At 68.0% G+C, this 23,977-nt stretch carries 22 protein-coding genes; 14 read left to right on the top strand and 8 right to left on the bottom strand.

Annotated elements, in window-relative coordinates:
- The first annotated feature begins 58 nt into the window (after positions 1-58).
- Both nth and L632_RS0108770 read left to right on the top strand, forming a co-directional pair.
- Complete coding sequence (gene nth / locus L632_RS0108775) at positions 59-727, top strand: endonuclease III (RefSeq protein WP_051416171.1); 669 nt, start codon at positions 59-61, stop codon at positions 725-727.
- Positions 724-1,731 (top strand): adenosine kinase, encoded by a 1,008-nt coding sequence (locus tag L632_RS0108770; RefSeq protein ID WP_028712212.1) that lies wholly within the window; start codon positions 724-726, stop codon positions 1,729-1,731. Before nth ends, L632_RS0108770 begins: the two co-directional genes overlap by 4 nt.
- Positions 1,732-1,890: 159 nt before the next feature.
- Here the strand turns inward: L632_RS0108770 and L632_RS0108765 are convergent, their stop codons facing one another.
- From L632_RS0108765 to L632_RS22275, 6 genes are all read right to left on the bottom strand, one after another.
- On the bottom strand, positions 1,891-4,068 hold the full coding sequence (locus L632_RS0108765) for a 3-hydroxyacyl-CoA dehydrogenase NAD-binding domain-containing protein (protein ID WP_028712211.1): 2,178 nt from the start codon (positions 4,066-4,068) through the stop codon (positions 1,891-1,893).
- Positions 4,069-4,079: 11 nt separating this feature from the next.
- A complete protein-coding gene (locus tag L632_RS0108760; RefSeq protein WP_028712210.1) occupies positions 4,080-5,291 on the bottom strand; it encodes an acetyl-CoA C-acetyltransferase in 1,212 nt (403 codons plus the stop codon).
- Complete coding sequence (locus L632_RS0108755) at positions 5,288-5,929, bottom strand: glutathione S-transferase family protein (protein ID WP_028712209.1); 642 nt, start codon at positions 5,927-5,929, stop codon at positions 5,288-5,290. The genes L632_RS0108760 and L632_RS0108755 overlap by 4 nt, the downstream gene beginning before the upstream one ends.
- Before the next feature lie 277 nt (positions 5,930-6,206).
- A complete protein-coding gene (locus L632_RS0108750) occupies positions 6,207-7,985 on the bottom strand; it encodes an acyl-CoA dehydrogenase C-terminal domain-containing protein (RefSeq protein ID WP_028712208.1) in 1,779 nt (592 codons plus the stop codon).
- A gap of 24 nt (positions 7,986-8,009) precedes the next feature.
- A complete protein-coding gene (locus L632_RS0108745) occupies positions 8,010-8,399 on the bottom strand; it encodes a MerR family DNA-binding transcriptional regulator (RefSeq protein WP_028712207.1) in 390 nt (129 codons plus the stop codon).
- Between the two features lie 80 nt (positions 8,400-8,479).
- Entirely contained in the window at positions 8,480-8,905 is a 426-nt protein-coding gene (locus tag L632_RS22275; RefSeq protein ID WP_036697707.1) for a MerR family DNA-binding transcriptional regulator, read from the bottom strand.
- Between the two features lie 128 nt (positions 8,906-9,033).
- Here L632_RS22275 and L632_RS0108735 point away from each other — a divergent pair, with 128 nt between their 5' ends.
- Genes L632_RS0108735 through L632_RS0108725 form a run of 3 tightly spaced genes read left to right on the top strand, consistent with a single transcriptional unit; the run spans position 9,034 to position 11,312 of the window.
- A complete protein-coding gene (locus tag L632_RS0108735) occupies positions 9,034-9,477 on the top strand; it encodes a PaaI family thioesterase (RefSeq protein WP_028712206.1) in 444 nt (147 codons plus the stop codon).
- A gap of 1 nt (position 9,478) precedes the next feature.
- Positions 9,479-9,982, top strand: a complete 504-nt coding sequence (locus L632_RS0108730; protein ID WP_028712205.1) for a PaaI family thioesterase — start codon at positions 9,479-9,481, stop codon at positions 9,980-9,982.
- Positions 9,975-11,312: an MATE family efflux transporter gene (locus L632_RS0108725; RefSeq protein ID WP_036697704.1), complete on the top strand. Its 1,338-nt coding sequence runs from the start codon at positions 9,975-9,977 to the stop codon at positions 11,310-11,312. Before L632_RS0108730 ends, L632_RS0108725 begins: the two co-directional genes overlap by 8 nt.
- A 39-nt stretch (positions 11,313-11,351) precedes the next feature.
- Here L632_RS0108725 and L632_RS0108720 read toward each other — a convergent pair whose 3' ends face one another.
- Complete coding sequence (locus L632_RS0108720; protein ID WP_028712203.1) at positions 11,352-11,666, bottom strand: DUF1476 domain-containing protein; 315 nt, start codon at positions 11,664-11,666, stop codon at positions 11,352-11,354.
- Positions 11,667-11,813: 147 nt separating this feature from the next.
- Here L632_RS0108720 and purC point away from each other — a divergent pair, with 147 nt between their 5' ends.
- The 9 genes from purC (at position 11,814) to rnr (ending at position 22,115) form a co-directional block, all read left to right on the top strand.
- The gene (gene purC, locus L632_RS0108715; protein WP_028716635.1) at positions 11,814-12,578 is read left to right on the top strand and encodes a phosphoribosylaminoimidazolesuccinocarboxamide synthase; all 765 of its coding nucleotides are present in this window, start codon (positions 11,814-11,816) and stop codon (positions 12,576-12,578) included.
- Between the two features lie 11 nt (positions 12,579-12,589).
- Positions 12,590-12,829, top strand: coding sequence for a phosphoribosylformylglycinamidine synthase subunit PurS (gene purS / locus L632_RS0108710; protein WP_024843653.1), 240 nt, complete (start codon positions 12,590-12,592; stop codon positions 12,827-12,829).
- Between the two features lie 99 nt (positions 12,830-12,928).
- Positions 12,929-13,801, top strand: a complete 873-nt coding sequence (locus L632_RS22270) for a LysR family transcriptional regulator (RefSeq protein WP_036697750.1) — start codon at positions 12,929-12,931, stop codon at positions 13,799-13,801.
- Positions 13,802-13,876: 75 nt separating this feature from the next.
- Positions 13,877-14,356 carry a formate dehydrogenase subunit gamma gene (locus L632_RS0108700; RefSeq protein ID WP_028716634.1) on the top strand — a complete coding sequence of 160 codons (480 nt, stop codon included), beginning with the start codon at positions 13,877-13,879 and terminating at the stop codon, positions 14,354-14,356.
- Positions 14,353-15,879 carry an NADH-ubiquinone oxidoreductase-F iron-sulfur binding region domain-containing protein gene (locus L632_RS0108695; RefSeq protein WP_028716633.1) on the top strand — a complete coding sequence of 509 codons (1,527 nt, stop codon included), beginning with the start codon at positions 14,353-14,355 and terminating at the stop codon, positions 15,877-15,879. The genes L632_RS0108700 and L632_RS0108695 overlap by 4 nt, the downstream gene beginning before the upstream one ends.
- Positions 15,876-18,755 carry a formate dehydrogenase subunit alpha gene (fdhF, locus tag L632_RS0108690; RefSeq protein WP_028716632.1) on the top strand — a complete coding sequence of 960 codons (2,880 nt, stop codon included), beginning with the start codon at positions 15,876-15,878 and terminating at the stop codon, positions 18,753-18,755. Before L632_RS0108695 ends, fdhF begins: the two co-directional genes overlap by 4 nt.
- A gap of 4 nt (positions 18,756-18,759) precedes the next feature.
- Positions 18,760-19,578, top strand: a complete 819-nt coding sequence (fdhD, locus tag L632_RS0108685) for a formate dehydrogenase accessory sulfurtransferase FdhD (protein ID WP_028716631.1) — start codon at positions 18,760-18,762, stop codon at positions 19,576-19,578.
- 6 nt (positions 19,579-19,584) lie between these two features.
- On the top strand, positions 19,585-19,806 hold the full coding sequence (locus L632_RS22265; protein ID WP_036697700.1) for a formate dehydrogenase subunit delta: 222 nt from the start codon (positions 19,585-19,587) through the stop codon (positions 19,804-19,806).
- Positions 19,807-19,850: 44 nt separating this feature from the next.
- Entirely contained in the window at positions 19,851-22,115 is a 2,265-nt protein-coding gene (gene rnr, locus L632_RS0108675; RefSeq protein ID WP_028712197.1) for a ribonuclease R, read from the top strand.
- 213 nt (positions 22,116-22,328) lie between these two features.
- On the opposite strand, the gene L632_RS0108670 is transcribed toward rnr, so the two are convergent.
- Positions 22,329-23,927 (bottom strand): phosphoenolpyruvate carboxykinase, encoded by a 1,599-nt coding sequence (locus L632_RS0108670; protein WP_028716630.1) that lies wholly within the window; start codon positions 23,925-23,927, stop codon positions 22,329-22,331.
- Positions 23,928-23,977: the final 50 nt, after the last annotated feature.

The following is a 23,977-nucleotide window of genomic DNA, read 5'->3' as shown; positions in this document are numbered from 1 at the left end:
GCGGCAAATCCACGCGGGAATGCTTGCGCAGGACCGCCGGGCAGGGCATCTGGGCGCCATGGCACGCAGCATCTCCCTTCGTCTTCCGCCGGCCTTGCCCTATGCGGCGCAGGTCGAGATCTTTTCCCGGTTCCGCGAGGTGAATCCGCAGCCGGTGACCGAGCTGGAATACACCAACGCCTTCACCCTGCTGGTGGCGGTGGCGCTGTCGGCGCAGGCGACCGATGTCGGGGTGAACAAGGCGACGAAATCGCTGTTCCGGCGCGTCGGCACCCCGCAGCAGATGCTGGATCTGGGCCTTGAGGCGCTGACCGAGGAGATCCGGACCATCGGGCTTTACCGGCAGAAGGCGAAGAATGTCATCGCGCTGTCGCGCCGGCTGGTCGAGGAATATGGCGGCGAGGTGCCGCAGTCGCGCGCCGCGCTGATGACCCTGCCCGGCGTCGGGCGCAAGACCGCGAATGTGGTGCTGAACAGCGTGTTCCATTTCCCGGCGCAGGCGGTCGACACGCATATCTTCCGGGTCGGCAACCGCACCCGCATCGCGCCGGGCCGCGACGTCGCCGAGGTCGAGCGCGCCATCGAGGACAACGTCCCCGTCCCTTTCCAGCAGAACGCGCATCACTGGCTGATCCTGCACGGCCGCTATATCTGCCAGGCGCGGCGCCCGCGCTGCCGGATCTGCCCCATCGAAGACCTGTGCCCCTATGAGGAGAAGACCGAATGACCACCCCCTATGTGATCGGCATCGGCAATGCCGTCATGGACGTGATCGCCCCGACCTCGGATGCGACGCTGGCGCGGCTGGAGGTGGAAAAGGGCATCATGCAGCTGATCGACCGCGAGCGGTCCGAATTCCTGATGGCGGCGCAATCGGCCGATCCGCAGGCGGGCAAGGCGCGGCTGGTGCCCGGCGGCTCGGTCGCCAATACGCTGGCGGGGCTGGGGATGCTGGGGCTGCGCACCGCCTTCATCGGCAAGGTGGCCGGCGATCCCCTGGGGCTGAGCTATGCCGAGCAGACCGAGGCGCAGGGCACGGTCTTCGTCAATCCGCCGGTGGCGGGGGAGGTGGCGCCGACCTCGCGCTCGATCATCTTCGTGACGCCGGACGGCGAGCGGTCGATGAACACCTATCTGGGCATCTCGGCCGAGCTGGGGGCCGATGACGTGAACCCCGCGACCTTCAGCGGCGCCGGCTGGCTGTTCCTGGAAGGCTATCTGTTCGACAAGGATGCCGGCAAGGCGGCCTTCCTCAAGGCGGCCGAGGCTTGCCACAAGGCGGGCGGACAGGCGGGGATCGCGCTGTCCGACCCGTTCTGCGTCGACCGCCACCGCGCCGATTTCCGCCGGCTGGTGGCCGGGCCGATGGATTACGTCATCGGCAATGTCCACGAATGGCAATCGCTCTATCAGGTCGAGGATCTGGAGGAGGCGCTGCGGCTGGCCGCGGCGGATTGCGGCACGGTGATCTGCACCCGCTCGGGCGAGGATGCGATCCTGATCCGCGGGGGCGAGCGGGTGACGGCGCCGGTGCATCGCGTAGTGCCGGTGGATGCGACCGGGGCGGGCGACCAGTTCGCCGCCGGGCTGATCTACGGGCTGGCCGTGGGCGCCGATCTGGCGGCGGCGGGGCGCATGGGCTGCATCGCGGCAGCCGAGGTGATCAGCCATGTCGGCGCCCGGCCGGAAAGCGATCTGTTGGCGGCCTTTCGGAACGAAGGGCTGATCTAGCCGCCAGTGGTGCGGGCAGCATGGGTATTTGGGAAACAGAGAAAGCCCGAGCGGTCGAGGTGATCGGCGTCTCTCGGCATGCGCCTTCTCTGTTTTCCAAATACCCATGCGACGTTTCGGACAAGGCCGGGGGTGGCGGCCTTGTCCGGTGGTTCCGGGCTAGGCCGCCTTGCGGGCGGTCTTGCCGTAGAAGCTTTCGCCTTTTGCCGCCATATCCGCCAGAAGCTGCGGCGGGGCGAAGCGCGGGCCGAATTTCTGGGTGAGATCTTCGGCGATCTCGACCGCGCGCGGGGCGCCCAGCATGTCGAGCCAGCCGAAGGGGCCGCCCGACCAGGGCGCGAAGCCCCAGCCGAGGATGGCGCCGACATCGCCTTCGCGGATGTCCTCGAGCACGCCTTCCTCGAGCGCCCGGACCGCTTCCAGAGATTGCGCGAACATCAGCCGGTGCTGGATCTCGGTCAGTTCCGGCTGGCTGTCCGCTTCCGGCCATTCGGTCGCGAGGCCGGACCAGAAGCCCTGGCGCTTGGTCCCCTCGTCATAGTCGTAGAAGCCGGCCCTGGTCTTGCGGCCCAGCCGGCCCTGGTCGGCGAGCTTGAAGATCACCGCATCCACCGCTTCGTCCGGATAGGCGTCGCCCATGGCGGCCTTCGTCGCCTTGGCGATCTTGACGCCGAGGTCGATCGAGGTCTCGTCCACCAGCTGCAGCGGACCCAGCGGCATGCCCATCATCTTGGCGGCGTTCTCGATCAGCACCGGGCTGACCCCTTCGGCCACCATGCGGATGCCCTCGTTGATATAGGGGATGATGCAGCGGTTGGCGTAGAAGAAGCGCGCGTCGTTGACCACGATGGGGGTCTTGCGGATCTGGCGCACGAAATCCAGCGCCTTGGCCACGGCGCGCGGGCCGGTCTGTTTGCCCTTGATGATCTCGACCAGCAGCATCTTGTCCACGGGGCTGAAGAAGTGGATGCCGATGAACTGGTCGGGGCGGGCGCTGGCGCGGGCCAACTCGCTGATCGGCAGGGTCGAGGTGTTGGTGGCGAAGATCGCCTCCGGCGGAAGCACCGCCTCGGCCTTCTTGGTCACCTCGGCCTTGACGGCGGGATCCTCGAACACCGCCTCGACCACCAGGTCGCAGCCTTGCAAGGCGGCGTAATCGGTGGTGGGCGTGATGCGGGAAAGCACCTCGGCCTTCTTCTCCTCGGTGGATTTCCTGCGGCTGATCGCCTTGTCCAGCAGGCCGGTGGAATAGGACTTGCCGCGCTCGGCCGCCTCTGGCGTCGAATCGATCAGCACCACCTCGATCCCGGCCATGGCCGAGACATAGGCGATGCCGGCGCCCATCATGCCGGCGCCGAGGATGCCGATCTTCCTCACGCTTTGATCGGGGGCTTCGGGGCGGTTCGCGCCCTTTTCCAGCGCCTCCTTGTTGATGAAGAGGCTGCGGATCATCGCGGTCGAGCTGGGGTTCATCAGCACCTTGGTGAACCAGCGCGCCTCGATCTTCAGTGCCGTGTCGAAAGGCACCATGGCGCCCTCGTAGACGGCGCTCAGCAGGGCCTTCGCCGCCGGATAGACGCCCAGCGTCTTGCCGTGCACCATGGCGCTGGCGCCGACGAAGGTCATGAAGCCGGCCGGGTGATAGGGCTCGCCGCCCGGCATCTTGTAGCCCTTGGCGTCCCAGGGCTTGACCAGGTCGGCGTCGCTGGCCTTCAGCACCCAGTCGCGGGCCGCGGCGAGCGGATCGGCCACCACCTCGTCGATCAGCCCGGCGCTCTTGGCCCTGGCCGGGTCGCTGAGCTTGCCTTCCAGGAGGAAGGGCGCCGCGCCCATCGCGCCCAGCTTGCGCACCAGACGGGTGGTGCCGCCGGCGCCGGGAAAGATGCCGACCATGATCTCGGGCAGGCCGATCTTGGCCTTTGGGTTCTCGGCGGCAAAGATGCGATGCGTGGCCAGCGGCAGTTCCAGCCCGATCCCCAGCGCGGTGCCGGGCAGGGCGGCCGCGATGGGCTTGCCGCCCTTTTTCGTCTTGGGGTCCATCCCGGCCAGTTCGATCTTGCGCAGCAGATGATGCAGCGTCATCACGCCGTCGAAGACCGCCTGCGCGCCGCCCTGCTTCATGCCGGCGATGACGTTCAGGTCCATGCCGGCGGCGAAATCCTTCTTGCCGCTGGTGATGATGATGCCCTTCACGGCCGCGTCGGCCAGGGCGTCGTCGATCAACCCGTTCAGCTCGGCGGCGCCGTCCAGCGACAGCACGTTCATCGACTTGCCCGGCACGTCCCAGGTGATGATGGCGACGCCGTCGGCGCCCTTATCCATGGTGAAATCGGTCATCTTCCCCTCCCTCAGACGCGCTCGATGATGGTGGCCGCGCCCATGCCGGACGCGATGCAGAGCGTGGCAAGGCCCACGGTCTTGTCCTGCCGCTCCAGCTCGTCGAGCAGCGTGCCGATGATGATGGCGCCGGTTGCGCCCAGCGGGTGACCCAGCGCGATGGCGCCGCCGTTGACGTTGACCACGCCGGGATCGACCTGGAAGGCCTGCATGAAGCGCAGCACGACCGAGGCGAAGGCCTCGTTCACCTCGAAGAGGTCGATGTCGGAAATCGCCATTCCCGAATCGCGCAGGATCTTTTCCGTCACCGGCACCGGGCCGGTCAGCATGATCGTCGGATCGGTGCCGATCTTGGCGGTGGCGCGGATGCGGGCGCGGGGTTTCAGCCCGTGGGCCTTGCCGAATTCCGCATTGCCGATCAGCACGGCGGCGGCGCCGTCCACGATGCCCGAGCTGTTGCCGGCATGGTGGATATGCTCGATGCGGTCCAGATGCGGGTATTTCAGCATCGCCACCTTGTCGAAGCCGGGCATGGTCTCGCCCATCTCCTTGAAGCTGGCCTTCAGCTTGGCCAGATCCTCCAGCGTGGTGCCGGGCCGCATGTATTCGTCGCGGTCGAGGATGGTCAGGCCGTTCTGGTCCCTGACCGGCACGATGGACCTGGCGAAGCGACCTTCCTCCCAGGCGATGGCGGCGCGGCGCTGGCTCTCGACGGCCAGGGCATCGGCCTCTTCGCGCGAAAAGCCGTATTCGGTGGCGATGATGTCGGCGCTGATGCCCTGCGGCACGAAATAGGTCTTGAAGGTCAGGCTGGGATCGACCGCGATGGCGGCGCCGTCGCTGCCCATGGCGACGCGGCCCATCATCTCGACGCCCCCGGCGATATAGGCCTGGCCGGCGCCGCCCCGGACCTGGTTCGCGGCCAGGTTCACCGCCTCCATGCCCGAGGCGCAGAAGCGGTTGATGGCGAGGCCGGGGATCGACTCGTCCAGATCGGATTCCAGCACCGCCGAGCGGGCGAGGCAGCCGCCCTGTTCCTTGACCTGAGTGACATTGCCCCAGATCACGTCCTCGACCGCATGGCCGGTCAGCCCGTTGCGTTCCTTGACGGCGTTCAGCAGCCGGGCGGAAAGCGCGACAGAGGTGACTTCGTGCAGGCTGCCGTCGGGGCGGCCCTTGCCGCGCGGGGTGCGGGCGGCGTCATAGATATAGGCTTCGGTCATGCGTCCTCCTTCGCGGCCCGGTCCGCGGGGTTGCCGGGCATCAGGTCATAGGGGTGTTTCCAGCCGGGCAGCGCCTGAATGCGGCCCAGCCAGGCGTCGATATGGGGCCATTCGGCGCGGTCGAAGCCGAAGGGCTCCGGGTAATAGAGATAGCTGCAGCAGGACAGGTCGGCGATGCTCGGTCCCTCGCCCGCCAGCCAGGCGCGGCCGGCCAGGTGCCCGTCCAGCGTCTTCAGCGCCGCCCTGCAGCGCCCCTGCAGCCAGGCGATGACCTCGGCCGGGCGCTTCTCGGGCGGCAGGAAGTTCATCAGGAAGCGCAGCGCGCCGAATTGCGCCGAGCCCTTGTGATTGTCCCAGAACAGCCAGCGCAGGATCTCGTCGCGATCGCCATCCAGGAAGCGCCCGGTCCTCTCGGCCAGATGCAGCAGGATGACGCCCGACTGGGTCAGTCTGCGGCCGTCCTCGACGAAGACCGGCGCCTCGCCCATCTCGTTGAGCGCCCGGTATTCGGCGCCGCGGGTGGCGCCGCCGAAGAAATCCACGAAGACCGGGTGCCAGGGATAGCCCGTCAGCTGCATCATCAGGGCCACCTTGTAGGAATGGCCGGATTCTCCGAAACAATGAAGCTGGGCGGTCATCTGGGCTTCCTTTTCTGCTCGGGACGGGCTGTTGAACACTTGGGAATGGGTATTTGTGAAACAAAGAAGGCTTTAGGGCTTTCTTAACGCTTCCGTCCTAGTATCGGTCTCGCGGTACAGGCTGGGGAGCCGATGACCGCAAACAGAGAAGGCGCTTCGAGTTCCCCGCTTCTCTCCTGTCTCTCAGGCGGAGCCGGGTCCTCGAAGCCCACCTTCGGCTTTCTCTGTTTTTCAAATACCCATGCGGCCTTGCCTCCTGGCGTTCCCGCCGTTGATTTCAGAACTGCGTTGCATCCAGCGCCATCACCGGCTCGGCCCCCGAACGGATGCGGGCGAGATGCATCCCGGTCGCCGACAGTTGCCGGGCCATGTAATAGCGGCCCGTCGCCAGCTTGGTCTCGTGGAAGGCGGCGTCCTGCGTGCCTTCGCTCAGCGCCTTGCGCGATGCGGCGGCCATGCGGGTCCACATCAGACCCAGCGCCACATGGCCGAAGAGATGCATGAAGTCGTAGGAACCGGCCAGCGCCGCGTTCGGGCTTTTCATGCCCTGCTCCATGAAGAACATCGCTGCCGCCTGCAGGTCCTTCGAGGCGGCCTTCAGCGGTTCGCAGAAACCCGCTTTCAGCGTCTCGTCGGCTTCATGCGCCTTGATCTCGGCCTTGACCAGCTCGAAGAAGGCCATGATCGGCTTGCCGCCCTCGGCCGCCAGCTTGCGGCCCACGAGGTCCAGCGCCTGCACGCCGTTCGCGCCCTCGTAGATCATGGCGATGCGCGCGTCGCGGACGAATTGCGACATGCCCTGTTCCTCGATATAGCCGTGGCCGCCGAAGACCTGCTGGGCCTGCACCGCCGATTCGAAACCCTTGTCGGTCAGGAAGCCCTTGATCACCGGCGTCAGCAGCGAGACGAGGTCGTGCGCCTCCTTGTCCTCGGCCAGCACCGCGCGGTCGATCAGATGCGCGCCCCAGAAGGCCAGCGCGCGCGCGCCTTCCAGGAAGCTTTTCTGGTCCATCAGGTTGCGGCGGATGTCGGGATGCACGATCAGCGGGTCGGCCGGTCCCGCGGGGTTCTTGTCCCCGGTCACGGCGCGGCCCTGCAGCCGGTCGCGGGCATAGGCGGCGGCGTTCTGATAGGCGGCCTCGGCCACCGAATAGCCCTGCAGGCCGACGCCGATCCGGGCTTCGTTCATCATGGTGAACATGGCGCGCATGCCCTTGTGCAGCTCTCCCAGCAGCCAGCCTTTCGCGCCGTCATAGTTCATCACGCAGGTGGCATTGCCGTGAATGCCCATCTTTTCCTCGAGATTGCCGACCGAGACGGCGTTGCGCTCGCCCAGGGAGCCGTCCTCGTTCACCAGGAATTTCGGCACGATGAAGAGCGAGATGCCCTTGGTGCCCTCGCCGCCGCCCGGCGCCTTGGCCAGCACCAGGTGGATCACGTTCTGCGCCATGTCGTGGTCGCCGGCCGAGATGAAGATCTTCTGTCCGGTGATCCGGTAGCTGCCGTCCTCCTGCGGCTCGGCCCTGGTGCGCAGCAGGCCCAGGTCGGTGCCGGCATGGGGTTCGGTCAGGTTCATGGTGCCGGTCCATTCGCAGCTGACCATCCGGGGCAGGTAGGTGGCCTTCTGCTGGTCCGTGCCATGGGCGTGGATGGCGGAATAGGCGCCATGGGTCAGGCCCTGATACATGGTGAAGGCCATGTTCGAGGCCGAGAACATCTCGCCCGCGGCCAGGCCGATCACATAGGGCATGCCCTGGCCGCCATAGTCCGGGTCGCAGTCGAGCGCGGTCCAGCCGCCCTCGCGCATCTGCCCGAAGGCTTCGAGAAAGCCCCTGGGCGTGTGCACCACCCCGTTTTCCAGCCTGCAGCCCTCGCGGTCGCCGACGGCGTTCAGCGGCGCCAGCACCTCGGAGGCCAGCTTGCCGGCCGCCTCCAGCACGGCCTGGGTGAAGTCGCGGTCGAGCTCGCCATAGCCCGGAAGATCCTGCTTCGAGATCTCGAGCACGTCATGCAGCACGAACTGCATGTCGCGGACAGGGGCGGAGTAGGTGGTCATCGGTCCCTCCCAGGGGATATGCCGTCAGGCATCGGATTTCAGTTTCTGCAGCGAGACCTCGCCCTCGGCAATCTGCTGGCGCAGTTCGGCGATGGCCTCGCCCAGTTCGAGATGCTGCCGCTCCATGTCGGCAAGCCGCTCGCGGGCGGTGGCCAGGACGGCCTCGGTCTGGGTGATGTTGCGTTCGGCCGGATCGTAAAGCTCCAGCAACTGGCGGATCTGTTCGAGCGAGAAGCCGAAGCGCTTGCCGCGCAGGATCAGCGTCAGGCGGGCGCGGTCCGAGCGGCCGTAAAGCCGGTGCTGGCCGCGCCGCTGCGGAAACAGCAATTCGCGGGACTCGTAAAAGCGCAGCGTGCGCGGCGTGACGTCGAAGGCGTCGCACATCTGGCGAATGGTCATCAACGCGTCGCTCATGGCCAATCCCTCCTGTTCGACACCGTCGCGTGACGGGGAATATAGGACAGGTTGACGTTCGCGTAAGGGGCGACGTGGCGTCAGTCCGCGGCTCGGTCGCCTTTCGCCGCCGCGGCGTTTTCGCCGGGTCCCATGCCGTCGAGAAGCGAGACCGTTTCGTTGCGCAGCGTCAGCAGCTCGGACATCGAGGCTTCGAGCTCGTCGCGCTGCTGGCGCAGCACCTGGAGCTGGCGGTCGGCCAGTTCGATCCAGACCCGGTATTGTTCGCGCGTGCCCTTCTCGCCATAGATCAGCAGCCATTGCCGGATGTCCTCGAGCGAGAAGCCGAAGCGGCGGCCGCGCAGGATCAGCTTCATCCGGGCGATCTCGCGCGGGCCGTAGAAGCGCGAGCGGCCTTCCTTGCGGGGGCTGAGCAGCTCGATATATTCGTAATAGCGCAGGGTCCGCGGCGTCACGTCGAAACGTGCGCACATTTCCTTGAAGCCAATGTATTCGTTATCGGACATCGGATGAACTCTATCCTCGGACGCGCTGCAGCCTAACCCGGCGCCGGTCCAAACTCAACCATCGGCGGCTTGCCTGCGTGCCGCGGGCTGCTACCATCCCGCAGCAAGCCAACGAGGGAGCCCGCGCCATGAGCAGAGCATCGGACGAGGACGAGCAGGAGCAGCGCCGGCGGATCGCCCGCCAGTTCATCGAGGTGATCCCACATGCCCGGGCGCTTGGCATGCATCTCGACCAGCTGACGGGCGAGGGGGCCGAGATCTCGCTGCCCTGGCGCGAGGACCTGGTCGGCGATCCGCGCAACGGGGTGATCCATGGCGGGGTGATCTCGGCGTTGATGGACACCTGCAGCGGCGCGGCGGTGATGGCGCATCCGACCGGGGCGCGCTCGACCGCGACCATCGACCTGCGCATCGACTACATGCGCGCCGCCACGCCCGGCCAGACCATCCGCGCCAAGGCGAGCTGCTATCACATCACCCGCTCGGTCGCCTTCGTGCGCGCCTGGGCGATGGATGACGACGAATCCCGTCCCGTGGCCTCGGCCACCGGGGCCTTCACCATCGAGCGTTGACATGGCCGGACGCAACGAACCCCTCGACGCCATCAAGACGCGGCGCAACAACACGCTGAACGCGCTGGTGACCAGCGTGCCCTATATCCGCTGGCTGGGCATCACCTTCGACCGGCGCGGCGACGAGCTGACCGCGGTGCTGCCCTTCGACCAGAAGCTGATCGGCAATCCGATGCTGCCCGCGATCCATGGCGGCGTGACCGCGGCCTTCCTGGAGGTCACCGCCATCGTCGAGCTGACCTGGACCGCGATCTGGGAGGACATGGAGCAGGGCCGCATCGCCCCCGACGCCGCGGTGCCCGAAAGCCTGCCGCGCCTGCCCAAGACCATCGATTTCACCGTGGACTATCTGCGGTCCGGCCTGCCGCGCGACGCCTATGCGCGGGCGCGGGTGGTGCGGTCCGGCCGGCGCTATGCCAGCGTGCATGTCGAGGCCTGGCAGGACCAGCGCCAGAAGCTTTTCGCGCAGGCGACCGGCCATTTCCTGATGCCGCAGGATGGTTGAGGCGCTGCCCGGCCAGCCCGGGGCGCGCGCGGCCGCCGAGATCTCGAACCGCCGCGTGCTGGCCATCGCCCTGCCGGTGGTGCTGTCGAACGCGACGATCCCGATCCTGGGCGCGGTGGATACCGGCGTCATCGGCCAGCTGGGCGAGGCGGCGCCCATCGGCGCGGTCGGCCTTGGCGCGGTGATCCTGGCCTCGCTCTACTGGATCTTCGGCTTCCTGCGCATGGGCACTTCGGGGCTGGTGGCGCAGGCGCATGGCGCCGGGGACGATGGCGAAGCCGGTGCGCATCTGCTGCGGGCGCTGGCCATCGGGCTTGCGGCCGGGCTGGTCTTCATCCTGCTGCAGGGGCTGCTTTTCGCGGGGGCCTTCCGGCTGGCCCCGGCCTCGGCCGAGGTCGAGGCGCTGGCCCGGCAATATCTGGGGCTGCGCATCTGGGGGGCGCCCGCCGCCATCTCGCTTTACGCCGTGACCGGCTGGCTGATCGCCATCGAGCGCACCCGCGCGGTGCTGGTGCTGCAGCTGGTGATGAACGGGCTGAACATCCTTCTGGACCTGTGGTTCGTGCTGGGGCTGGGCTGGGGGGTGCCCGGCGTCGCCGTGGCGACGCTGATCGCGGAATGGACCGGGCTGGCGCTGGGGCTGTGGTTCGCCCGCCATGCCCTGCGCGCCGCCGTGCAGCGTGCCGGGCTGCTGGCCCGCAACCGGATCGAGGAGCTGGCGCGGGTCAATGGCGACATCATGATCCGCTCGGTCCTGCTGCAGGGCTCGTTCACCACCTTCATGTTCCTGGCCGCGGGGCAGGGCGACGTGACCCTGGCCGCGAACCAGGTGCTGCTGCAATTCCTGGAGATCGTCGCCTACGGGCTGGACGGTTTCGCCTTTGCCGCCGAATCGCTGGTCGGCCAGGCGGTGGGGGCGCGGCGGCGCGACCGCCTGCGCCGGGCGGCACGGCTGGCCTCGGCCTGGGGCGTGGCGGGGGCGGGGCTGCTTTCGGCCGCGTTCCTGCTGGGCGGGCCGGCGATCATCGACCTGCTGACCACCTCGGCCGAGGTGCGGGCCGAGGCGCGGCGCTTCCTGCCCTGGCTGGTCGCGGCGCCGCTGATCGGCATCGCCTCGTGGATGCTGGACGGCATCTTCATCGGCGCCACCCGCACGCGCGAGATGCGCAATGCCATGCTGGTCTCGGTCGGGATCTATGCCGTTCTGGTGCTGCTGCTGCCGCCGGCCTTCGGCAATCACGGGCTCTGGGCGGCGCTGATGGCGCTCAACGCGCTGCGCGGCCTGACCATGTGGCGGCTTTATCCCCGGGTCGAGGCGGCCGCGGCCTGAAAGGGCGCCGCCCTCGGGGGCGGCGCGGCGGTCCCGGGCTTAAAGCTCGTCGACGATCTGCTGGCGGGCGGTGGCGCGCAGCTCGACCATCTTGGCGCGGATGGCTTCCTCGTCGGCCTTGCCTTCCAGGTCGGCCGCCAGCTTGCGGAACACGTCCTCGTCGCCGGGTTCGGTGAAATCCGAGGTGACCACGGTCAGCGCATAGGCGCGGGCCTCGTCGCCCGTCTTGCCCAGCAGGCCGGCGGCCCATTCGCCCAGCAGCCGATTGCGGCGCGCCTCGGCCTTGAAGTTCAGTTCCGCATCATGGGCGAATTTCGCCTCATGCGCGCGCTCGCGGTCGTCAAATGTGGTCATGGCGGCCTCCGGCTTGGGATTATCCCGTGGATATTGCGCAGGATATGCCCCTGCGCGCGCCCCATCGCAAGCCCGTATTGCCCCTGACCCCGTTTCTGGCCTATAGCCGCATAAAGATTGTCACCTTGCGGACGGGAGACGCGCAGCATGGCACCAAGGCGCAAGAAAATCTACGAAGGCAAGGCCAAGATCCTTTACGAAGGCACCGAGCCCGGCACGCTCATCCAGTATTTCAAGGATGACGCCACCGCCTTCAACGCCCAGAAGAAGGCCACCATCGAGGGCAAGGGCGTGCTGAACAACCGCCTGTCCGAGTTCTTCATGACCGGGCTGACCAATATCGGCGTGCCGAACCACTTCATCCGCCGCATCAACATGCGCGAGCAGCTGGTGCGCCAGGTCGAGATCATCCCGCTGGAAGTGATCGTGCGCAATTTCGCCGCCGGTTCCATCGCCAAGCGGCTGGGCATGGAGGAGGGCACGCCGCTGCCCCGCCCCATCGTCGAATACAGCTTCAAGAACGACGAGCTGGGCGATCCCTTCGTGTCCGAGGAATACATCATCGCCTTCGGCTGGGCCAGCCAGCAGGACCTGGACGACATCGTCAGCCTGGCGCTGCGGGTGAACGACTTCCTGTCGGGCGTGTTCTTCGGCGTCGGCATCAAGCTGATCGACTTCAAGATCGAGGTCGGCCGCATCTGGGACGGCGATTTCATGCGCCTGGTGGTCGCCGACGAGATCAGCCCCGACAGCTGCCGGCTCTGGGACGTCAAGACCGGGCAGAAGCTGGACAAGGACGTGTTCCGCCGCGACCTGGGCAGCCTGACCGATGCCTATACCGAGGTGGCGCGCCGGCTGGGCCTGATGCCCGCCAACACCACCTCGCTGACCAAACCCACCCTGATCAACTGAGAGGCCCGCAGATGAAAGCCCGTGTCACCATCATGCTGAAGGATGGCGTTCTGGACCCCCAGGGCGAGGCGATCCGGCACGCGCTTGGCGGGCTGGGCTTTGCCGGGGTCTCGGGCGTGCGCCAGGGCAAGGTGATCGAGCTGGACCTGGCGGCATCGGATGCCGAGGCGGCCAAGGCCGAGGTGGCGCGCATGTGCGAGGGCCTGCTGGCCAATACCGTGATCGAGAAATACGCGGTCGAAATCGTCTGATCCGCCGGATGATCCGCCGGGCCGGGGGCTTCGCGCCCCCGGACCCCCGCGGGGTATTTGGAAAACGGAGAAGGCCGGCCGGGCGGGGAGGGCGGGTCCGTGATCGACAAGCTTTCCATGTTCATGGCCCTGGCGCGCGAGAAGCATTTCGGCCGCGCCGCCGAATCGCTGGGCATCACCCAGCCGACGCTGTCATCCGCCATCCGGGCGCTGGAGGAGCAGCTGGGCGTGCAGCTGGTGCGGCGCGGCTCGCGCTTCCAGGGGCTGACGCCCGAGGGCGAGCGCGTGCTGGGCTGGGCGCGGCGCATCGTCGCCGATGCCCGCGCCATGCAGGCCGAGATGCAGGCCAGCCGCAAGGGCGTGTCGGGGCGGCTGCGCATCGGCGTGATCCCCACCGCCATGCCGCGCATCGCCGAGCTGACCGGGCCCTTCCTGCGCCGCCATCCCAATGCCGGGGTCTCGATCCTGTCGCGCAGCTCGGACGAGATCCGCGACCAGATCGAGGCGCTGGAGCTGGATGCCGGCGTGACCTATCTGGACAGCGAGCCCCTGGGCCGGGTGCAGAGCCTGCCGCTGTATCGCGAGACCTATTGCCTGATCGACCGCAGCGAGCTGGGCGATCCGGTGGACTGGGCCGAGACCGCCACCCGGCCGCTCTGCCTGCTGACCCCGGACATGCAGAACCGCCGCATCGTCACCCGCCACCTGGTCGAGGCCGGGGCGGATGCGCTGCCGCGGGTCGAGTCGACCTCGATGCTGGCGATCCTGTCGCATGTGGCGACCGGCGACTGGGCGGCGATCCTGCCGCGGGCGCTGGCGCGCGGCCTGCCGCTGCCCGAAGGGGTTCGCGCGCGCGACCTGACCGGCGAGGGGCATATGGTGGGGCTGGTCGTCGCCCGGCGCGAACCGCATCCGCCCCTGGTCGAGGCGCTGATCCGCATCGTCTCTTCGATTGATAGTTTCAATCGATAAACGATATATCACGATTGTTTCGTCTATCATCGGTCTCTAGTCTGGACAAAACAGCAGAGCCCGGACCACCTAGCCATGACCTCACCAGCGACCGACGCTGATTTCCTTCTGCGTCTCGACGAAATCATCGCCGCCCACAAGGGTCGCGAAGGGCCGCTTCTGCCCATCCTGCACGACATCCAGGCGGAATGGGGCCATGTTCCCGAGGAGGCGCAGCCGGTGCTGGCGGCCGCCCTGGGGATGACCCGCGCCGAGGTGCATGGCGTCGTCAGCTTCTATCACGATTTCCGCGACCATCCGCAGGGCCGGCATGTGCTGCGGCTGTGCCGGGCCGAGGCCTGCCAGTCGATGGGAGCCGATGCGCTGGCCGAGGAAGTGCGCGCCGCGCTGGGGATCGACTGGCACGAGACCACGCCGGACGGGCGGCTGACGCTGGAGCCGGTGTTCTGCCTGGGGCTTTGCGCCTGCGCGCCCTCGGCGCAGGTCGGCGACAGGCTGCTGGGCCGGGCGAATCTGGCCAAGGTGCGGCAACTGGTGGCGGAGGCGGGCGCATGAGGGTCTGGGTTCCCCTGGATGCCGCCGCAAGGGCGCTGGGTGCCGATGCGGTGGCCGAGACGCTGGGGCGCGAATTCGCCGTCACCCGCAACGGCACCCGTGGCATGATCTGGCTTGAGCCTCTGGTCGAGGTCGAGCGCGACGGCGTGCGCCACGGCTACGGGCCGGTCGGGCCCGAGGATGCGGCCTCGGTCGCCGAGGCGATCCGCACGGGCGGCGAGCATCCTCTGGCCCTGGGGCCGGTCGAGGAACTGCCCTGGATGAAAGCGCAGAGCCGGCTGACCTTCGCCCGCGTCGGCGTGATCGACCCGCTGTCGGTCGAGGAATACGAGGCGCATGGCGGGCTGGCCGGCCTGCGCCGCGCCATCGGCCTCGGGCCGGAGAAGATCGTCGAGGAGGTCACCGAATCCGGGCTGCGCGGCCGGGGCGGCGCCGGTTTCCCGACCGGGATCAAGTGGAAGACCGTGGCCGGCGCCAAGGCCCCGCGGAAATACATCGTCTGCAATGCCGACGAGGGCGATTCGGGCAGCTTTGCCGACCGCATGCTGATGGAAGGCGATCCGCTGGTCCTGATCGAGGGCATGGCGATCGCCGGCATCGCCGTGGGCGCGGTGCAGGGCTATGTCTATATCCGCAGCGAATATCCCGACGCGATCCGGCTGATGGAGGCCGCCATCGGCAAGGCGCGGCAGGCCGGTATCCTGGGCCAGTCGGTGCTGGGATCAGACCATGCCTATGACATGGAGGTGCGGGTCGGCGCCGGCGCCTATGTCTGCGGCGAGGAGACCAGCCTGCTCAACAGCCTGGAGGGCAAGCGCGGCGTGGTCCGCGCCAAGCCGCCGATCCCGGCGCTGGAGGGTTTCCTGGGCCGGCCGACGGTGGTGAACAACGTGATCTCGCTGGCCTCGGTGCCCTGGATCCTGACCCATGGCGGGGCGGAGTATGCCAAGCTGGGCATCGGGCGGTCCAAGGGCACGATCCCGATCCAGATCGCCGGCAACGTGAAATATGGCGGGTTGTTCGAGGCCGCCTTCGGCATGAGCCTGCGCCAGATCATCGAGGAGATCGGCGGCGGCACCGCCTCGGGCCGGCCGGTCAAGGCGGCGCAGGTGGGCGGGCCGCTTGGTTCCTACATCCCGCATTGGAATTTCGACGTGCCCTTCGGCTACGAGGAGCTGGCGACGAAAGAGGGCCTCTTGGGCCATGCCGGCATCACCGTCTTCGACGACACGGCCGACATGCTGAAGCTGGCGCGCTTCGCGATGGAGTTCTGCGCCGTGGAAAGCTGCGGCAAATGCACGCCCTGCCGCATCGGCTCGGTCCGGGGCGTCGAGACCATCGACCGGATCGCCCAGGGCGACGAGACGGGAATCCCGATCCTCACCGATCTGTGCAACACGATGAAATGGGGCTCGCTTTGTGCGCTGGGGGGCTTTGCGCCCTTCCCGGTCATGTCGGCGCTGACCCATTTCCCCGAAGATTTCAGCGGGCGGCGAGAGCCGCGCAAGGAGGCCGCAGAATGAAGGATTTCATCATTCCCGACCGCGACATGGGCACCCCGGCGGTCAAGTCCGACGTCACCGTGAACCTGCTGGTGGACGGGATTCCGGTTTCGGTCCCCGCCGGGACATCGGTGATGCGCGCCGCTGCCGTGGCCGGGATCTCGGTGCCCAAGCTCTGCGCTACCGATCATCTGGAAGCCTTCGGCTCCTGCCGGCTTTGCGTGGTGCAGATCGAGGGCATGCGCGGCCTGCCGGCATCCTGCACCACGCCGGTGGCCGAGGGCATGGTGGTCCATACCCAGACCGACGAGGTCGCGCAGATCCGCAAGGGGGTGATGGAGCTTTACATCAGCGACCACCCGCTGGACTGCCTGACCTGCGCCGCCAACGGCGATTGCGAGCTTCAGGACATGGCCGGCGCCGTGGGCCTGCGCGAGGTGCGCTATGAGCCGGGCGCGAACCATTTCGCCCGCCGCGACGCCGAGGGGCCGAATCCGGAATACCGGCCCAAGGACCAGTCGAACCCCTATTTCACCTTCGACCCGGCGAAATGCATCGTCTGCTCGCGCTGCGTCAGGGCCTGCGAGGAGGTGCAGGGCACCTTCGCGCTGACCATCGAGGGGCGGGGCTTCGACAGCCGCGTCTCGGCCGGGATGGAATCGGACAGCTTCCTCAGCTCGGATTGCGTCAGCTGCGGCGCCTGCGTGCAGGTCTGCCCGACCGCGACGCTGATCGAGAACAAGGTGATCGAGATCGGCACGCCCGAGCATATCGTCAAGACGACCTGCGCCTATTGCGGTGTCGGCTGTTCCTTCGACGCGCATATGCGCGGCGAGGAGGTGGTGCGCATGGTGCCCAGCAAGGACGGCAAGGCGAACCACGGCCACAGCTGCGTCAAGGGCCGCTTCGCCTGGGGCTATGCCACGCATCGCGAACGCCAGACCCAGCCCATGCTGCGCGAGCGGATCACCGATCCCTGGCGCGTGGTCAGCTGGGACGAGGCGCTGGATTTCGCCGCCACCCGGCTGCGCCAGGCGCAGGCGGATTTCGGACGCGATGCCATCGGCGTCATCACCTCGTCGCGCTGCACCAACGAGGAAACCTATCTGGTGCAGAAGCTGGCGCGCGCCGTCTTCCACAACAACAACACCGACACCTGCGCCCGGGTCTGCCATTCGCCGACCGGCTACGGGCTGAAGACCACCTTCGGCACCTCGGCGGGCACGCATGACTTCGATTCGGTCGACGATACCGATCTGGCGCTGATCATCGGCGCCAACCCGACCGACGGCCATCCGGTCTTTGCCAGCCGGCTGCGCAAGCGGCTGCGCGAGGGGGCCGGGCTGATCGTCCTCGATCCGCGCCAGATCGACCTGCTCAAGACCCCGCATATGGCCGAGGGGCTGCACCTGCCCCTGCGGCCCGGCACCAACGTCGCCGTGCTGACCGCCATGGCGCAGGTGATCGTGGCCGAGAAGCTCTATGACGAGGCCTTCATTCGCGAACGCTGCGACTGGGACGAGTTCCTGGCCTATGCCGAGTTCCTGATGGACCCGCGCCATGCGCCGGAAGAGGTCGAGAAACTGTCCAAGGTCCCGGCCGAGCTGATCCGCAAGGCCGCCCGCGCCTATGCGGCCGCGCCGCGCGCCAGCATCTATTACGGCTTGGGCGTGACCGAGCATTCGCAGGGCTCGACCACGGTGATGGCCATCGCCAACCTGGCGATGATGACCGGCAATATCGGCCGGACTGGCACCGGCGTGAACCCGCTGCGCGGCCAGAACAACGTGCAGGGCTCCTGCGACATGGGCAGCTTCCCGCATGAATATCCGGGCTATCGCCATGTCTCGGACCCCGAGGCGCGGGCGATCTACGAACGCGCCTGGGGCGTCGAGCTGTCGCCCGAGCCGGGCCTGCGCATCCCCAACATGTTCGACGAGGCGCTGGCCGGCCGCTTCAAGGGGCTTTACTGCCAGGGCGAGGACATCGTGCAATCCGACCCCGACACCCGGCATGTCACTTCGGCGCTGTCGGCGATGGACATCGTCATCGTGCAGGACCTGTTCCTGAACGAGACCGCGAACTATGCGCATGTCTTCCTGCCCGGCTCCAGCTTCCTGGAAAAGAACGGCACCTTCACCAATGCCGAGCGGCGCATCAACATGGTCCGCCGCGCCATGACGCCGAAGAACGGCTACGAGGACTGGGAGGTCACGCAGCTGCTGGCCAACCGCATGGGCGCGGCCTGGTCCTATACCCACCCGCGCGAGATCATGGCCGAGATCGCGCTGACCACGCCCAGCTTCGCCGGGGTCAGCTACGACCTGCTGGACCGCGAGGGTTCGGTGCAATGGCCCTGCAACGACAAGGCGCCGCTGGGCACGCCGGTCATGCATATCGACGGCTTCGTGCGCGGCAAGGGCAAGTTCGTCCATACCGAATATGTCGCGACCGAGGAACGCACCGGGGCGCGCTTCCCGCTCTTGCTGACCACGGGGCGGATCCTGTCGCAATACAATGTCGGCGCGCAGACCCGGCGGACCGACAACAGCGTCTGGCACCCCGAGGACATCCTGGAGATCCATCCCTCGGACGCCGAGAACCGCGGCATCCGCGAGGGCGACTGGGTGCGTGTGGCCTCGCGTTCGGGCGACACCTCGCTTCGGGCGCATATCACCGAGCGGGTGGCGCCGGGGGTGGTCTATACGACCTTCCATCACCCGACGACTCAGGCCAATGTGGTGACCACGGACAATTCCGACTGGGCCACCAACTGCCCCGAGTTCAAGGTGACGGCCGTGCAGGTCAGCCCCTCGAACGGCCCCTCGGAATGGCAAGAGGAGTATCGCCATCATTCCGACCTCGCCCGCCGCATCCTGCCCACCGCTGCCGAGTGACGGCATGCGGGACGTGACGGCCGGCGTGCTGCGCTGGGACGGCGAAGGCCGGGGCGGCGGGGGCTGGCATCCGGTCGAGCCGCCGCCCGCGCCGCAGGAATGCCCGGTGGCCATCGTCATCGACGGCATGAGCCAGGCGGTGCTGATGGCGACGCCGCATGACCTGCGCGACTTCGCGCTGGGATTCGCGCTGACCGAGGGGCTGATCGCCGCGCCCGGCGATGTCGAGGGCTTCGAGGAGGCCGAGGTCGAGGCCGGCGGCTTCCCGGCGCGCGAGGCGCGGCTATGGCTGCGCCCCGGCCTTGCCGCCCGGCTGGCCGAGCGGCGGCGCAGCATGGTCGGCCCGGTGGGCTGCGGGCTTTGCGGCGTGGACAGCATCGAGGCGGCGCTGCCCCGGATCGTGCCGGTCGCCTCGGACTGGTCGATGCCGCCCGAGGACGTGGCCCGCGCCATGGCCGCGCTGTCCGAGGGCCAGGTCCTGCGCCGCCGGACCCCGGCCATCCACGGCGCCGCCTTCTGGGACGGCGCCCGCGCCGTGACGCGCGAGGATGTCGGCCGCCACAATGCGCTGGACAAGCTGGCCGGGGCTCTGGCCCAGGCCGGGCTGGCGGCGGGGCAGGGCGCCGTGATCATGTCCTCGCGCCTGTCGGTCGATCTGGTCCAGAAGGCCGCCCGCATCGGCGCGCCGATCCTGATCGGTGCCAGCGCGCCGACGGCGCTGGCGCTCGGCTGGGCCGAGCGCGCCGGCATCACCCTGATCGCCCGCGCCCGGCAGGCGAGCTTCGATCTTTACACCCACCCCCGGCGCATTGCCGGAAGCTGAGGCGACATGTCCCACGACCATTCCAAGCTGATCCGCATGGCCACGCAGATGGCGCAGTTCTTCACCAGCCAGCCCGACCGGCCGGCGCCCGAGGCGGTGGCCGCGCATATCAACGATTCCTGGTCGCCGCGGATGCGGCAGGATTTCGTGGACCAGATCCGCGCCGGGGCCGAGGCCGACCCGGTGGTGCGCGAGGCCGCGGCCTTCGTCCGCCTGCCCGCCGCCTGATTTTGCCCCTGCCGCCCCGTCCGGCAGCATGCTAGCGTGACGGCATGGCACAGCTACCTTCCCGTCAAGAGATTCTCGACTGGGTGTCCGCCCATCCGGACGCCACCGCCAAGCGCGACATCGCGAAAGCCTTCGGCATCAAGGGCGCCGAGCGCATCGAGCTGAAGCGGCTTCTGAAAGAGCTGGAGGCCGAGGGCCTGCTGGAACGCCGCCGCCGCCATTACCACGATGCCGAGCGGCTGCCGCCGGTGACGGTGCTGCAATTGTTGCCGCCCGACCGCGACGGCGACATCTTCGCCAGGCCCTTGGAATGGCAGGGCGAGGGGCCGATGCCGCGCATCCTTTACGCGGCGCTGAAATCCGATCCCGCCGTGGCGCCGGGCGAGCGCATCCTGGCCCGGCTGATCGAGACCCGGGGCGAGGATCACGACTATCAGGCCCGGCTGATCCGCCGCATCGGCACGGTGCAGCACCGCATCGTCGGCATCTTCCGCGCGGCCACCGGCGGGCCCGAGGCGGGCGGCCGCATCCTGCCCATCGACAAGGGCCAGGACAAGGAATGGCAGGTGCGCCCCGGCGATGCCCATGGCGCGAAAAGCGGCGAGCTGGTCGAGGCCGAGCAGGTCGGCCCGCGCGGCCGCCTGGGCCTGCCGCTGGCGCGGATCGTCGAGCGGCTGGGCGACCCCTCGGCGCCCAGGGCCGTCAGCCTGATCGCCATCCACCAGCACGGCATTCCCGACGATTTCCCCGATGAGGCGATCGCCGAGGCCGATGCCGCCCGTCCCGCGACGATGAAGAACCGCGAGGACCTGCGCCACCTGCCCTTCATCACCATCGACCCCTCGGATGCCCGCGACCGCGACGATGCCGTCGCCGCCGAGACGCATGAGGATGGCGGCGCCACGGTCTGGGTCGCCATCGCCGATGTGGCGCATTACGTCCGCCCCGGCTCGGCCCTGGACCGCGAGGCGCGCAATCGCGGCAATTCCACCTATTTCCCCGACCGGGTGGTGCCGATGCTGCCCGACATCCTGTCGAGCGACCTGTGCTCGCTGCATCAGGGCGTGGACCGGCCGGTGATCGCGGTCAGGATGCGGCTGGACGCGCAGGGCAACAAGACCGGCCACAGCTTCCATCGCGGCATGATCCGCTCGGCCGCGAGCCTGGCCTATGAACAGGCGCAGGCGGCGGCGGACGGCAATCCCGACGAGCAGACCGCGCCGCTGGTCGAGCCGGCGATCCGGCCGCTCTGGCATGCCTACGGGCTGCTGAGGGCCGCGCGAGCGCGCCGCCAGCCGCTAGAGCTGGACCTGCCCGAGCGCAGGATCGTACTGACCGCCGACGGAAGGGTGAAATCGGTCAACTTCCGCGAACGCTACGATGCGCACCGGCTGATCGAGGAATTCATGGTGCTGGCCAATGTCGCCGCCGCCGAGGAACTGGAACGGCTGCGCCGGCCGCTGCTCTATCGCGTACACGAGGAGCCGACGGTGGAAAAGCTCGACGCGCTGCGCGAAGTGGCCGAGGCTTCGGGATTCACGCTCGCCAAGGGCCAGGTCTTGCAGACGCGCCACCTGAACCGGCTGCTGGAACAGGCCGAGGGCTCGGAGTTCGACGAGCTGATCAACATGACGGCGCTGCGCTCGATGCAGCAGGCCTATTACAACCCCGAGAATTTCGGCCATTTCGGGCTGGCCCTGCGCTCCTATGCGCATTTCACCTCGCCGATCCGGCGCTATTCCGACCTGATCGTGCATCGCGCGCTGGTCATGGGCCATAAATGGGGCGATGACGGGCTGTCGGCGCAGGATATCGAGATGCTCTCGGATACCGCGCAGCATATATCCGAGACCGAGCGGCGCTCGATGGCGGCGGAACGCGACACCACCGACCGCTATCTCGCCGCCTATCTGGCCGACCGGGTGGGGGCCGAGTTCACCGGCCGCATCAGCGGCGTGCAGAAATTCGGCGCCTTCGTGCGGCTGGACGAGACCGGGGCGGACGGGCTGTTGCCGATCCGAGAGATCGGCCGGGAATATTTCCATTACGACCCGGATGCGCAGGTGCTGATGGGCTCCGAGACCGGCCTGGAAATCGGCATCGGCCAGCGCGTGACCGTGCGGCTGACCGAGGCGGTGCCGCTGACCGGCGGGCTGATGCTGGAGCTGCTGGAAGTCGAGGGCCGGCCGCTGCCGCAAGGGTCGGGCGGCGGGCGCGGCAAGGGACCGATGCGCAAGCGCGCCACCCAGGCGCGGCTGGCCGAGATCAAGCGCGCGCAGAAGCGCCGGCGGGTACGACGGCAACATTGATAAGAGGGGGCTTTGCCCCCGCGCGTTCCGCGCTCCCCCAGGGTATTTGGAGAACAGAGAAAGCCGCGAGGGATGCAGGGCTTCTTTCTTGCCCAAATATCCTGCGGGGGAGTCGGCCGCAGGCCGGCGGGGGCGCAAAGCCCCCTCGGGCGGTGCCGAAAGCGAAAGGGGCGGCCCCGTGGACCGCCCCTCGCATCATCTCTCCGTCAGGCTTCAGCCGATGGCGGCGGCGCGGACGTCGTCGTCGATCTTGTCGGCATATTGCGCGAAATTGTCGCTGAACATGCCGACCAGCTTGCGGGCCTGGGCGTCATAGGCGGCACCATCCGCCCAGGTCTGGCGCGGGTCGAGCAGCCGGTCCTCGACGCGGGGCACCGAGACCGGGACCTCGAAGCCGAAATTCGGGTCCTTGCGGAACTGGGCGTTGTTCAGCGAGCCGTCCAGCGCCGCGGTCAGCAGGGCGCGGGTGGCCTTGATCGGCATGCGCTTGCCGGTGCCGAAGGCGCCGCCGGTCCAGCCGGTATTGACCAGCCAGCAGGCCGCGCCGGTCTTGGCGATCTTTTCCTGCAGCAGCTTGCCATAGACTTCCGGGCGGCGCGGCATGAAGGGGGCGCCGAAGCAGGTCGAGAAGGTCGGCGTCGGCTCGGTCACGCCGACCTCGGTGCCGGGCGTCTTCGAGGTGAAGCCCGACAGGAAGTGATACATCGCCTGCGCCGGGGTCAGCCGCGCGATCGGCGGCAGAACGCCATAGGCGTCGCAGGTCAGCATGATGACGTTCTTCGGCTGGCCGCCCAGCGAGGTCGGCGAGGCGTTCGAGATCTGCTCCAGCGGATAGGCGCAGCGCATGTTGTCGGTCAGCGAGTTGTCCTCGAAGTCCAGCTCCAGCGTGTCGGGGTCGTAAACCATGTTCTCGATCACCGTGCCGAACTTGTAGCAGGTGGCGTAGATCTCCGGCTCGGCCTCGGCCGAGAGGTTGATGGTCTTGGCGTAGCAGCCGCCCTCGAAGTTGAAGATGCCGGTGTCGGACCAGCCATGCTCGTCATCGCCGACCAGCGTGCGCGAGGGATCGGCCGAGAGCGTGGTCTTGCCGGTGCCGGAGAGGCCGAAGAAGATGGCGCTGTCGTCCGGGTTGCCGAGCGCGTGGTTGGCCGAGCAATGCATCGGCATCACGCCCTTTTCCGGCAGGATGTAGTTCAAGAGCGTGAAGACCGATTTCTTGTTCTCGCCGGCATAGGCGGTATTGCCGATCAGGATCAGCTTCTTGTCGAAATTCAGCGCGATCACGGTTTCCGAGCGGCAGCCGTGGCGGGCCGGATCGGCCTTGAACGAGGGGCAGTTGATGATGGTGAATTCCGGCGCGAAGCTGGCCAGCTCGGCCGCTTCGGGACGGCGCAGCAGGTTGCGGATGAACAGCCCGTGCCAGGCCAGTTCGGTCACGACCCGGACGTCGAGGCGCAGGGCAGGATCCGCGCCGCCGTAGAGGTCCTGAACGAAATAGTCCTTGCCCTTCATGTGTTCCAGCATGTCGGCATGCAGCCGGTCGAAGGCCTCCGGCTCCATCGGGCGGTTGTTTTCCCACCAGATGCTGTCCTCGACCGCGGGGGTGCGCACGACATGTTTGTCCTTGGGCGAGCGGCCGGTATGGGCGCCGGTCGAGACCAGGAAGGTGCCGCCAAGGCCCAGCTTGCCTTCGCCGCGCTGGATGGCCGCCTCGATCAGCGCCGGTTCGAGCAGGTTGTAGTGGACATTGCCGAGCCCCGTGATCCCCTGGTCTTCGAGACGGCAATTCGGATTGACGCGCGGTTCGCTCATGGCACCTGTGCTCCTGCTTGAATTCCGGGCCGGCAACCGGCCGTTGCGCG

This window comes from Paracoccus sp. J39, assembly GCF_000518925.1.
GTDB lineage: Bacteria > Pseudomonadota > Alphaproteobacteria > Rhodobacterales > Rhodobacteraceae > Paracoccus.
Note: the sequence above shows the minus strand (reverse complement) of the source record. Positions and strands in the feature narration are given on the sequence as shown.

Excerpts from the sequence above, each read along its gene's own strand:
- L632_RS0108760 (WP_028712210.1), bottom strand. The coding sequence starts at position 5,291 with ATGACCGAAGCCTATATCTATGACGCCGCCCGCACCCCGCGCGGCAAG.
- L632_RS0108770 (WP_028712212.1), top strand. The coding sequence starts at position 724 with ATGACCACCCCCTATGTGATCGGCATCGGCAATGCCGTCATGGACGTG.
- L632_RS0108720 (WP_028712203.1), bottom strand. The coding sequence starts at position 11,666 with ATGACCACATTTGACGACCGCGAGCGCGCGCATGAGGCGAAATTCGCC.
- L632_RS0108750 (WP_028712208.1), bottom strand. The coding sequence starts at position 7,985 with ATGACCACCTACTCCGCCCCTGTCCGCGACATGCAGTTCGTGCTGCAT.
- L632_RS0108745 (WP_028712207.1), bottom strand. The coding sequence starts at position 8,399 with ATGAGCGACGCGTTGATGACCATTCGCCAGATGTGCGACGCCTTCGAC.
- fdhD (WP_028716631.1), top strand. The coding sequence starts at position 18,760 with ATGCGGGACGTGACGGCCGGCGTGCTGCGCTGGGACGGCGAAGGCCGG.
- L632_RS0108725 (WP_036697704.1), top strand. The coding sequence starts at position 9,975 with ATGGTTGAGGCGCTGCCCGGCCAGCCCGGGGCGCGCGCGGCCGCCGAG.
- purS (WP_024843653.1), top strand. The coding sequence starts at position 12,590 with ATGAAAGCCCGTGTCACCATCATGCTGAAGGATGGCGTTCTGGACCCC.
- L632_RS0108730 (WP_028712205.1), top strand. The coding sequence starts at position 9,479 with ATGGCCGGACGCAACGAACCCCTCGACGCCATCAAGACGCGGCGCAAC.
- L632_RS22265 (WP_036697700.1), top strand. The coding sequence starts at position 19,585 with ATGTCCCACGACCATTCCAAGCTGATCCGCATGGCCACGCAGATGGCG.
- rnr (WP_028712197.1), top strand. The coding sequence starts at position 19,851 with ATGGCACAGCTACCTTCCCGTCAAGAGATTCTCGACTGGGTGTCCGCC.
- L632_RS0108695 (WP_028716633.1), top strand. The coding sequence starts at position 14,353 with ATGAGGGTCTGGGTTCCCCTGGATGCCGCCGCAAGGGCGCTGGGTGCC.
- L632_RS0108765 (WP_028712211.1), bottom strand. The coding sequence starts at position 4,068 with ATGACCGATTTCACCATGGATAAGGGCGCCGACGGCGTCGCCATCATC.
- L632_RS0108755 (WP_028712209.1), bottom strand. The coding sequence starts at position 5,929 with ATGACCGCCCAGCTTCATTGTTTCGGAGAATCCGGCCATTCCTACAAG.
- purC (WP_028716635.1), top strand. The coding sequence starts at position 11,814 with ATGGCACCAAGGCGCAAGAAAATCTACGAAGGCAAGGCCAAGATCCTT.
- nth (WP_051416171.1), top strand. The coding sequence starts at position 59 with ATGGCACGCAGCATCTCCCTTCGTCTTCCGCCGGCCTTGCCCTATGCG.
- L632_RS0108700 (WP_028716634.1), top strand. The coding sequence starts at position 13,877 with ATGACCTCACCAGCGACCGACGCTGATTTCCTTCTGCGTCTCGACGAA.
- fdhF (WP_028716632.1), top strand. The coding sequence starts at position 15,876 with ATGAAGGATTTCATCATTCCCGACCGCGACATGGGCACCCCGGCGGTC.
- L632_RS22275 (WP_036697707.1), bottom strand. The coding sequence starts at position 8,905 with ATGTCCGATAACGAATACATTGGCTTCAAGGAAATGTGCGCACGTTTC.
- L632_RS0108735 (WP_028712206.1), top strand. The coding sequence starts at position 9,034 with ATGAGCAGAGCATCGGACGAGGACGAGCAGGAGCAGCGCCGGCGGATC.
- L632_RS0108670 (WP_028716630.1), bottom strand. The coding sequence starts at position 23,927 with ATGAGCGAACCGCGCGTCAATCCGAATTGCCGTCTCGAAGACCAGGGG.